General features: G+C 41.8%; 8 protein-coding genes. 7 read left to right on the top strand and 1 reads right to left on the bottom strand.

All coding sequences use genetic code 11. From position 1 onward, the window contains the following. Positions 1-22: 22 nt before the first annotated feature. The gene (locus tag IPM71_10265; GenBank protein QQS49993.1) at positions 23-1,279 is read right to left on the bottom strand and encodes an aspartate kinase; all 1,257 of its coding nucleotides are present in this window, start codon (positions 1,277-1,279) and stop codon (positions 23-25) included. A gap of 262 nt (positions 1,280-1,541) precedes the next feature. Between IPM71_10265 and IPM71_10260 the strand changes: the two genes are divergently transcribed. From IPM71_10260 to IPM71_10230, 7 genes are all read left to right on the top strand, one after another. Then, the gene (locus IPM71_10260) at positions 1,542-2,816 is read left to right on the top strand and encodes a DEAD/DEAH box helicase (protein ID QQS52816.1); all 1,275 of its coding nucleotides are present in this window, start codon (positions 1,542-1,544) and stop codon (positions 2,814-2,816) included. A gap of 37 nt (positions 2,817-2,853) precedes the next feature. Beyond that, complete coding sequence (mfd, locus tag IPM71_10255; GenBank protein ID QQS52815.1) at positions 2,854-6,189, top strand: transcription-repair coupling factor; 3,336 nt, start codon at positions 2,854-2,856, stop codon at positions 6,187-6,189. 8 nt (positions 6,190-6,197) lie between these two features. Then, positions 6,198-6,932, top strand: a complete 735-nt coding sequence (locus IPM71_10250) for a type III pantothenate kinase (GenBank protein ID QQS49992.1) — start codon at positions 6,198-6,200, stop codon at positions 6,930-6,932. Beyond that, complete coding sequence (locus IPM71_10245; GenBank protein ID QQS49991.1) at positions 6,916-8,220, top strand: hypothetical protein; 1,305 nt, start codon at positions 6,916-6,918, stop codon at positions 8,218-8,220. The genes IPM71_10250 and IPM71_10245 overlap by 17 nt, the downstream gene beginning before the upstream one ends. A 10-nt stretch (positions 8,221-8,230) precedes the next feature. Next, entirely contained in the window at positions 8,231-9,580 is a 1,350-nt protein-coding gene (locus IPM71_10240) for a tetratricopeptide repeat protein (GenBank protein ID QQS49990.1), read from the top strand. 28 nt (positions 9,581-9,608) lie between these two features. Beyond that, complete coding sequence (gene lptC, locus IPM71_10235) at positions 9,609-10,157, top strand: LPS export ABC transporter periplasmic protein LptC (protein ID QQS49989.1); 549 nt, start codon at positions 9,609-9,611, stop codon at positions 10,155-10,157. Between the two features lie 193 nt (positions 10,158-10,350). Continuing rightward, entirely contained in the window at positions 10,351-11,616 is a 1,266-nt protein-coding gene (locus tag IPM71_10230; protein QQS49988.1) for an HlyC/CorC family transporter, read from the top strand. The last annotated feature ends 367 nt before the right edge of the window (positions 11,617-11,983 follow it).

Genomic DNA, 11,983 nt, shown 5'->3' with positions numbered 1-11,983 from the left:
CTGCAAGCTTAAGTTCTTGTTGCTATTGTGATTTTCTGACCACCAATTGTACCGTTTTGTTCGAATATTGCTCGAGAATAACTTCCTTGCCCGCTAATACCCGTTGGATAGTATCCTGATCGTAGTAACGTATCGTAATCAGTTCCAGATTGTACTCCGTAGAAACCTCGTAAGAATGCCCCAGGTCATTCAGCACCCCAGGCACACGGGTAGAGTCGTTGTTGACACAAATTCGGAAACTAACTGCTGTATTTTGCATTAAATTTACCCTTAACCCGTATTTGGCCAATATACCAAATATGCGCTCCAGGTTATCTTCGGCAATAAACGACAGGTTCCTGGGATGTATGTTGAGCAGCACCTGATCTATTTTAAAAATGAAACTCGGCACCAGTTTATCGTAATCGAAATTACCAATCGCAGTACCTTCTGCTTTCGGATTCAGAAATGATTTTACATACAAAGGAATATTTCCCTTTTTAATAGGTTGTATCGTTTTCGGATGCAGTACACTGGCCCCGTAAAAAGCCAACTCTATGGCATCGGTATAGGTAAGTTTGTCGAGTTTGACTGTGTTGTCGAACCATTTAGGGTCGGCATTTAGTACTCCAGGTACATCCTTCCATACCGTAAGGCTTTCGGCTTTAAGAAAAGATGCCAGCAAAGCAGCTGTATAGTCCGATCCTTCGCGACCAAGAGTAGTAGTGTGGCTGTTTAGGGTAGAGCCAATGAATCCCTGGGTTACGAATACATTCAAATCCTTTTTTGTGAAGGCCGCCTGCACAAGAGGCGCAGATTCTTCAAACAAAATATGTGCTTCGCGGTAGTTCGCATCGGTTTTGAGCACATTGCGTATATCGACCCACTCCGAAAGAATTCCAAAATGATTGAGGTAGAGGTTCACAATACTTGTAGAAATAATTTCACCATATGAAACCAACTGATCGTATTCGAAATTAAAAGTTTGCGAAGGCGATTGAGACAGTTTGTCTTTTATCTCCGAAAACACAGATTCGATCTGATTGAAGGCCAGGTGATCCTTGGGAAATAGTTCCTTCATGATCTCGAAGTGATAACTGCGAATTTCTTCTAAAATCTTATTGGTATTCAAACCCCGATCGAAATATTCCTGAACGAGCTTCTCGAGGGCATTGGTCATTTTACCCATAGCCGAAACTACTACCACCAGTGGCTCGGTGTATTCGTTAATTATTCTGGCCAGGTTCTGAACAGCTTCGGCATCTTTTACCGAAGCTCCTCCAAACTTAAAAATATTCATAATTCTCAGAAAGGGTTAATTCAATCAAAAATAACAGTATTTCGGCAGAACATTCTTTATTTTTTAACAACAATATGCTCCCCCAGGGAATGAGAAAAAAGCTTAAAGACTAGTTCAACAGCCACCCTAAAGGAATCTCATACACAAAAAAGACCCCACTAACTGGTCTCTCCCAATAATACCATTACCTTTGTAAAAAAAATACTGCGTGCTATTTACCGATCTTAATCTAAGCTCCCCGATTCTCCGAGCCATCGACGAAATGGGGTTTATCAATCCAACACCTATTCAACAGCAAGCCTTTTCAGTAATACGATCTGGCCGTGATGTAGTTGGTGTGGCGCAAACCGGCACGGGCAAAACCCTGGCCTACCTCCTGCCCTTATTGACGCACTTAAATTATTCTGAACAACGGCACCCACGCATTTTGGTGCTGGTACCTACACGCGAATTAGTGGTGCAGGTCGAACAAGAAGCCAAGCAAGCTGCCAAATACACCAGTTTACGAATTGCAGGGGTTTATGGCGGAACCAACATGACTCCGCAGGCAGAAACCGTAATGGAAGGTTTGGATGTGCTGATTGGCACCCCTGGCAGGCTCTTCGATCTGGCCATGAGAGGCGTACTTTCAGTGAAACAAATTAAACATCTGGTAATTGACGAAGTAGATGAAATGCTTAATCTTGGATTTCTGCCTCAAGTTAAAAGCATGATTGATCTTGTTCCCGAACGAAGGCAAAACATAGTTTTTTCAGCAACCCTGTCTGAGCAGGTTGAGAAATTGTTATCTGGTTTCTTGGGCGATACACATAAAATAGAAATTGCCCCTCACGGCACCCCTCTCGACCAGATTGAACAAAGAGTTTTTCTGGTGCCAAATTTTTACACGAAAATAAATTTGCTGGCACATCTGTTAAATACAGAACCTGACTTTTCGAAAGTGCTGGTATTTGTTCCCAGCAAAAAAATTGCCGACCTTGTTTATGAAAAACTTCAGCCCCAGTTTCCGGAAAAAATAGGGGTTATTCATGGCAACAAATCGCAGAATTTTCGTTTTAATACCCTCGAAAAATTCGAGAAAGAAGAAATCAACATACTGGTTTCCACAGACATTATGGCCCGCGGACTGGATATAACAGATGTAAGCCATGTAATCAACATGAATATACCCGAAAATCCGGGAGATTACCTTCACCGTATTGGCCGAACCGGCCGTGTTCACAAAGCTGGAATCAGTATCTCGTTTACCGATAAGTCGGAGATGGAGTATTTGCAGCAGGCAGAGCAGTTAATGAAAAAAAGTTTGCTCATTAAAGAATTGCCTGCAGAAGTGGAAGTTGCCGAGCTATTGCTACCCGAAGAAGAACCCTCGGTATCGACGAAAAACTACATAAAGGCTCCACGCCTGAAAAGTTCGAAGGGTTCTTTTCACGAGAAAAAGCAAAAAAATAAAAAAGTCAACCTGGGTGGCCCCGGAAGAAAAAGGGTTGATAAACCCTCGAACAGAGGTGCTCAGAAACGAAAAAACAAGAAATAAGGCCCCTGGCCCATTCGAGAATAATTGAAGCATGAGCCTGGAATTGCACGATATTTTCAAAGCCTACCGCAAACATCCCCACTACCCACAGCTAGAGGAACTTCTTGGTTCAAATTCCAGCAAGCCTATCCTGTTGCAAGGATTAAGTGGATCGGCATCCACCATGCTTTTTGCAGCACTCATCGAAAATACTAGAAATTGTCAATTGGGCATTTTCGACGATAAAGATGCTGCTGCCTATTTTTATTCTGATATAAAAAGCGTTTTGCCACAACGGCAGGTATTTTTCTTTCCTTCGTCGTACAAGCGATCAGTACAATATAAACAGGCTGAAAACGGGAATATTATTCTGCGCACGAATGTCCTCAACCGATTGAATGAGTTCAACCAGAATCAGAAAGAAGCTCTCCTACTTTTTACCTACCCCGAAGCTTTGGCTGAAAAAGTTTCGAGCAAAGCTCAAATCGACGAAAACACTTTACACCTTCAGGTAGGGGAAAAAATCAGCATCGACTTTATTCACGAAGTGTTGGATGCCTATGGTTTTGAGCTGGTAGATTTTGTTTACGAACCCGGACAGTTTGCTTTGCGAGGAGGCTTGGTAGATGTTTTCTCTTATACAGCCGAGAATCCATACCGAATCGATTTTTTTGGCGATGAAGTGGAGACCATCCGCACTTTTGAGGTAGAAAGCCAGTTATCGAAAGACAGTTTTGAAAAAATATCCATTTTACCCAACCTCGAAACCCGCAGCGATGGAGAAAAAATCTCTCTCCTTGAGATATTGCCCCCTGAAACTCACATTTGGTGCAGCAACATCGACTTTATTTCCGAAAGAATTAAAGAGATCAGCAAAAACGCACAAACCAATTCCAATTCAGCCGATGCTGATACGCTCTTATCAGGCAAGGATTTTTTGCTTCAGTTAGGCAATTTTCCTACCATCGAATTAAGTAACAAGGCATACTATTCCAAATCGGAAAAATTTATTTTTAATACACGGCCACAACCTGCTTTTAAAAAGAACTTTGTATTGTTGGGCGATGACCTGAAAAATCAGCTATCGAAAGGTTATCTCACAGCTATTTGTTCCGACAACGAAAAGCAACACGAGCGGCTGAAAACTATTTTTGACGACACCCATAAAGGAATCGATTTTAAACCTTTGCACAAAGCCATTCATAGCGGTTTTATCGACGACGACCTGAAAATTTGCTGCTATACCGACCATGAAATTTTCGGTCGTTACCACAAATACCAGCTTCATGGCTACCATTCTGGCAAAGCAGCCCTCTCGCTTCGCGAATTAAAAGACCTGAAACCCGGCGACTACGTAGTGCATATCGACCATGGAATTGGCCAGTTTGGTGGCCTTGAAAGAGTAATTCAGAATGGAAAGGCACAAGAAGTCATTCGCCTTGTTTACCGCGACAACGATGTAATACAGGTGAGCATACATGCCTTGCACCGGATATCGAAATACAAGGGGCAGGATGATGCCCCACCCCGCGTGCACAAGCTGGGTTCAGGAGCCTGGCAGAAACTCAAATCGACCACCAAGAAAAAGGTAAAAGACATAGCCAAAGACCTTATTCTGCTTTATGCCCAGCGCAAAGCAAAGCAGGGCTACCGCTTTTCGAAGGATACTTTTCTGCAGGAAGAACTGGAAGCCTCTTTCATTTACGAAGATACTCCCGATCAGGAGAAAGCTACCCGTGCAGTTAAAGCTGACATGGAAAGGCTTATGCCCATGGACAGGCTGGTTTGTGGCGATGTAGGTTTTGGTAAAACAGAAATTGCCATCCGGGCAGCCTTCAAAGCGGTAACCGACAACAAGCAGGTCGCCATTCTGGTACCAACTACCATACTGGCTCTTCAACATTACAATACTTTTCGCGAAAGGCTTAAAGATTTTCCGTGTACCGTCGATTACATATGCCGTTTGAGAAAACCTTCCGACCAGAAAATAGTGCTTGAGCACACTGCCGAAGGGAAAGTCAATATTTTAATAGGTACCCACCGTTTACTGGGTAAAGACATCAAATTCAAAGACCTTGGCCTGCTCATCATCGACGAGGAACAAAAGTTTGGTGTATCGGCCAAAGAAAAACTCAAAGCCATAAAAGTTGATGTCGACACCCTTGCCCTGACAGCAACTCCCATTCCCCGTACCTTGCAGTTCTCGCTAATGGGTGCCCGCGACCTCTCGGTGATCAATACCCCGCCTCCAAACAGGCATCCGGTAATTACCGAAGTACATACTTTTCATGATGAAATTCTCATCGAAGGAATTAATTACGAAGTTTCCAGGGGTGGACAGGTATTTATCATCAATAACCGCATTCAAAATATTTATGAATTAGAAACTTACATCAGAAAGCTCTGTCCACAGGTTAAAACTGTTGTTGGGCATGGCCAAATGGAAGGTCCTCAACTTGAACAGGTAATGGTCGACTTTATCAATGGCGATTTCGATGTGCTGATAGCCACAGCCATTATTGAATCGGGGCTTGATATTCCAAACGCCAATACAATTTTTATCAACAACGCCCAGAATTTTGGACTAAGTGATCTGCACCAGCTTCGCGGCAGAGTGGGCCGTTCGAACCGAAAAGCTTTCTGCTACCTTTTGGCACCACCGGTTGCTACCTTAACCCCCGAAGCACGACGAAGGCTGAAAGCCATCGAAGAATTTACCGACCTGGGAAGTGGTTTGCATATCTCGCTTCAGGACCTCGATATAAGAGGTGCCGGAAACCTGCTGGGAGCAGAACAAAGCGGATACATAACCGACATTGGTTTCGAAACCTATAACCGTATTCTCGACGAAGCCTTACAGGAATTAAAGGAAAACGAATACAAAGATCTTTTTCAGGATGAAGTATTGCCGGAAACTACCGAAAAAACAAAATTCTCCAACGATTGTGTAATTGATACCGACCTTGAGGTATTGATACCTGAAAGCTATATTGGTAATATTGCAGAACGAATAAGGCTTTACCGCGACATTGATGCCATCAAAGACGAAGAAACTCTTGAGCGATTCAAACTTGAACTTACCGATCGCTTTGGTGCCTTGCCAAAAGCCACTGAAGAACTGCTTAAAATTGTAAGGCTCAGATGGCTTGCCATGGAGCTGGGATTCGAAAAATTAGTACTAAAAAACAAAAAACTGATTCTGTATTTCATTTCAAGCCAGGATTCAGCTTATTTCAATTCACCCGAATTTTCGGCCATACTCCAACAGGTGCAAAAGAACCCAAGCCTGTTTAGAATGAAGGAAGGGCAACAAAAACTTACCCTTAGCGTTGAGAATGTGCGTGATATCGATCATGCCATTCGGATTTTAAACACCTTATTTTTAGCCACCTAAGATATCAAATGAACCTTACCATTGACATTGGAAATACTCAAGTAAAAATTGCCCTTTTCTTAGGCAATAAAATTGTTTCATCCATGCAGATTCAAGAACTCACCAGCGAAACAATAGGAAACATATTAAAAAAATATCCCCAAACCGATAAGTGTATTTTGTCTGCCAGTGGTCTTATTCCTGAAGGTACTGTCGAAGAATTAAAAAAGCATATACCGTATTTCATGCAATTCAACCATCAAAGTGCACTGCCTTTTATTTCGAAATACGAAACACCTGCCAGCATTGGGCTTGACCGACTGGCTGCTGTGGCAGGTTGCATCGATGAGTTTAAAGATAAAAACGTATTAATCATTGATGCCGGAACTGCCATTACCTTTGAGTTTAAGAATAAGCACAACGAATATTTGGGAGGCACCATTTCTTCCGGTTTACGTATGCGCTTTAAGGCTCTGAATGCCTACACCGAAAAACTTCCCTTGCTTGAACCATTGAGCCACACTGAACTTTTTGGAAAAAATACACAAGATGCCATCGTAAGTGGAGTGGTAAACGGAATGGTATACGAAATAACAGGTGTCATCGAAAATTTTGAAAAGATTTACGATAATTTAACAGTGATACTTACCGGAGGAGATGCTCACTTCTTTGAGATTAAACTAAAAAAAACCATATTTGTGCTCCCAAATCTGGTGACTTCGGGGCTAAACACAATACTAAATTACAATGCATCAAATCGTTAGAGGGCTTGTACTCCTGTCTTTTTTATTACTATCGTACAGGGGAACAGCACAGAATTACTATAATACACCTTATACCCGTTACAGCATTGGCGATTTAACCTATTCTGGCTTTGCGGTAAATAAGGCAATGGGGGGAAGTTCTGCAGCCCTTAGGATTCAAAATCAAATCAATTACCTCAACCCGGCCTCTTATACTTCTCAGGATACCAACTCCTTTCTTTTTCAAACAGCTTTTGTAGCCCAAATAGTAAACATCCACACTGAGCAAAGCACCGACCAATCGAACAACATGAACATCGATTACCTGGCCATTGGCTTTCCGATTAATCGTTGGCTGAACCTGAGTGCTGGTTTGGTTCCATTTTCGCGTATTCAGTATAATTTCAACGATATAAGAACAATTCCCGCCGTGGGCGAATCAACTACCTTTGAATACTCCGGATTTGGCGGGTTCAATGAATTTTACCTGGGAGGAGCCCTCACCATTAAAAAAATGTTTTCGGTAGGTATTAATTTAAACTACCTTTTTGGATCGCTCGACCGCACCCAGACTTCCTACCTGACAGAAAATACCAGATCGGCTTACCTAAAAAAATCATCCAATTACATTGCCAGCGATTTTTATTCGAAAATTGGTGTTCAGTTTCATCCAAAAATTGGAGAGAAACATTCGTTCGTGTTGGGCGCTACCCTGGATGCCAAAGCCGATATCGATGTAAAAATTAAAGGAAAGACCATACGCTATAACCCTATTAGTGGAGGAAACACAGTATTTGCAGATAGCCTGGAGTTTTCGATCGACACCCCGGATGCATTGGTATTGCCCAATAAATTTACTTTCGGAGCCAGTTACCAACTCGAAGAAAGCCTTGTAATTACAGCGGAAATGATTACACAGGATTGGAGTGGCACAGATATTGTTCAATCCAGTTTTGAAGCCGGCAAATACCAAAGCTACCGCTTTGGTGCAGATTACATACCGGTTCCGCTGAGTATAAGAACGCGAGAAGAGTATTACAAACGAATTCATTATCAATTAGGAGGATATTTTACAAAAACCTATTTGTACTACAACGGAACCAATATCACCGACCAAGGAGTTACAGCAGGTTTGGGGCTACCGATAAAAAATGCCCGGAAATTATTTACAGGAACAACCTTTAATGTGGCATACCAATATGGTATGAGAGGGACAACAGATCAAGGATTAATTAAAGAGAACTATCATTTTATCACCTTTGGCTTAACATTGCACGATTTTTGGTTTCTTAAGCCAAAATACGATTAACACAAAAAGTATGAAAACCTTATTATTATTTGCAGGAATTTTGGCCCTTACATGGGGAAGTCCATCCGTTTGGGCGCAAAAAGGAAAAGACGATGGTTCGCGATTTGGACATGGCGAAGACAGCGTGAGGTGTGTGACCAATCTTTCTCTCTACCGCGAAAACGTAAAAGGCAAAAACTACGATTTGGCGATCGGTTATTGGAGAATCGTCTTTGACGAATGCCCCAAGGCATCGAAAAACATATACCTCGATGGTGCCAAAATGTATCAGGACCTTTGCGATAAAAACATCGATCAACCTAAAAAAGGAGAATTAGTAGACACCCTTATGCTTATCTACGAGCGTCGGATACAATATTATGGCGAAATCGGTAACGTACGAGGGCGCCAGGGAGCCGACTTGTTGAAATACCGACGTAACGACGATATTCAATATGTGCAACAAGGTTATGATTACCTGAAAGAATCTGTGAGCCTCGAAAAGGAGAAATCATCGAAGGCAGTATTGCCCACTATGCTTTCGGCCTCTATTTCACTTTACAAAGCAAATAAAGTGGATGCCAAACAGGTGATAGACGATTATCTGCTCATTTCGAAAATAGTGGATACCCAAATTGCAGCATCCCCTTCCGAAACCGATCTGAAAGACTTGAAAGGCACTATTGATCTGAATTTCGCTAAAGAAGGCCCCGGCGATTGTGAAACACTCATCGGAATTTTTACCGAAGAGCATAAAACAAAAAGAGAAGATGCTGATTTCTTAAGCATGCTTACTAATCTGCTTAAAGGCCGCAGCTGTACCGATTCTGATCTTTTTATGGTAGCATCGAAGGATTTATACAAACTAAAACCCTCTGCGGAGGCTGCATTGAATATTGCACTCCTATCACAAAATAAGGAGCAATACCAGGTAGCTATAAATTATTACAACGAAGCGATCTCACTCGAAACAGACAACACAAAAAAAGGCGATTATTACTTTAACCTGGCCATTGTTTACAGTAAAAGTAAACAATACAGCAATGCCCGTCAGGCGGCACTTAGTTCTGCCGAGCTAAAGCCCGGATTTGGGGAGCCCTATATACTTATCGGACAACTGTACGCCGAAAGTCGTGAACTATGCACCAGCAGCGATGCAACCAACATACCATCGGCTGTATTTTGGGTAGCAGTAGATATGTTTTACAAAGCCAAATCGGTCGATGCCACCGTTGCCGAACGTGCCGACAAGCTAATTGGTACTTACAGCAACTATTTTCCAAATAAAGAAGAAGCCTTTTTCAAAGGTGTGAACGAAGGCGACACCTATCAAATAAAAGATTGTTGGATCAATGAATCAACACGAGCAAGGTTTAACTAGAAAGTTAATAAAAAACAATTCACTATGGGTGATAGCACAGGTACTTACCTGTGTTATCACCTTTTTTGCTATTTCGTGTAAAAGCGACCTCGAAAAAGTGAATCTCTATGCCTCGGAACTCAACCTTCCGGACCAATCGGCCAGAGATCTGGAAGTAGAATATACCGATACAGGTAAGCTTCAGTTAAAATTTATAACTCCGGCTTTGAAGCGCTATTCGAATATGGAAGAACCTTATTACGAATTTCCGGAAGGCATCAGGGTGGAATTTTACAACGAAAATGCCCAACTTACCTCCGTGATCACTGCCAATTACTCGATTTATAACGAAACAACCCAGATCTGGGAAGCACGCGACAGCGTAGTGGCAAAGAATATTGAAACAGGTGAGCTGGTAGAAAGCGAACAAATGTTCTGGGATCAACCGAAACAGAAAATATACTCCCAGTTGTTTACAAAAATTACTAACGAAGACGGAATCTATTTTGGTGAAAAAGGCTTCGAAGCTGCTCAGGATCTTTCGAGCTATCGCCTGCTGGGATCATCCGGAACAGTGAGGGTACAAGATGAAGAATAACCAAAGGATCAATCGAATTATGGAGATTTTCTGGTTGATTACCGCCTTGCTAACGCTCCTTTCGGGCGTTGTCGGTTCGTTTCGCAGCGGTTTGGGTAACAATTACATTTTTTTTGTACTTTCAGCAATGTCTTTGATAATGTATATGCTTCGCCGGCATCTTCGAATAAGCAACACCAATAAACCAGGTTAAATGGGAAATACCTTTTTACTGATACTTTCGGCCTTTATGCTGGCCATTTTTTCGGGTATTGAGGTAGCATTTGGAGCGGCTAATCATTTGCAATTCGAGACCAAACCTAAAAAAGGTGAATTCAGAACTAGTATATTGCAACTGTTCACCGACAACCCAGAGCATTTTTATTTCAGCCTGGTAATTGGCCAGGTGATTTCGGTAATTGCCTTTTGCCTAAGTGCCACACGAATCTTTCAAACCTATTTTCTACCTGAACAAGCTATAGTACAAAGTATTCTTATTGTAATTCTGCTGATTTTGGTGGTGGGATCATCGATAAATCTACTTACCGAGGTAATAGTAAAACCCTTTTCCCGGCAATATGCCAATGTACTGATTAACACTTTTTCGATACCCTTGCTCTTTGTATTTACAATCTCCATTCCTTTTACCTTCCTCCTGGGAATTCTTACACAGGGTTTTCGCAAATTGCATCAGAATCAGACAGATAATACCGAAGCCTTTCAGGTGTATTTCAACAAGCCAAATCTGGTTTACCTGATGCAGCAAAACAACTCATCGGACCCAAACGAAACCGGCGAAAGTGAAAACATAAGGCTCTTTCAGAATGCATTGGATTTTAGCTCCCTAAAAATTAGAGAGTGCATGGTACCTCGCACCGAAATTGTAGCGGTAGACAAAAACGCAAGCACGGAAGAAATCAGGGAATTATTTTTTCAGACAGGTTTTTCAAAAATACTAGTTTACAATGAAACCATTGATAACATTATCGGATACGTAACCTCGAAATCGCTCTTTAATAAACAAACTAACAACACTTTTCCCCTTATCGATATCTCAATTGTGCCCGAAACCATGCCTGCCCAAAAACTGCTTACAAAGTTTATTCAGGAAAAAAAAGGGATTGCAGTTATCGTGGATGAATTTGGCGGTGTATCAGGAATGCTTACTATCGAAGACATATTAGAAGAAATATTTGGTGAAATAGAAGATGAACATGATACTACTGAATTGGTAACAAAAACCATTTCAGAAAATGAGTATATTTTTTCGGGCCGCCTCGAAATCGATTACCTTAATGAGCACTTTATGCTTCAAATTCCAGAATCGGAAGAATATGATACCCTGGCCGGATTTGTAATAAATGCTTATCAAAATATTCCTGGTCTGCACGAAGTGATCTCTATACCACCATTCGAAATAAAAATTTTGGAAGTTTCTCATACCAAAGTCGAGCTTGTGCAGCTTAAACGAATAGGGTAGCTAGTTTGCTGACATCCCAAACATCCGTGACTTCTGGCGATCCGAATTCAACCGCTTAAGTACCTAAAATCCATCTGTCTGCCGTAATTGCGATCTGCACCAGGCGGAGCGGCAATCGATTAAAATTTAACAGATTATTTTCAAAGAACATGAAACTAAACAAATGAAGCTCCCCGCAGCAAGCTGACGGGGTATCTGCAAAGGATTTTATTTTATTCGCCTCAAGAGGCGGGGTATTTAACCGCACACCCGCTTTCAGTCCCGATGTAAATCAGGATTCGACTATAAAATTTCATTTCGTGAACTCATGAAATTTAAGTCTCACGAATAAAAGATTACCTTCTGTGAATTCTGCCTCACTCCGGGT

The sequence above is a fragment of the Bacteroidota bacterium genome, from assembly GCA_016699695.1.
Taxonomy (GTDB): Bacteria; Bacteroidota; Bacteroidia; order Bacteroidales; family UBA10428; genus UBA10428.
This window is presented reverse-complemented; position numbering and strand designations above follow the sequence as displayed.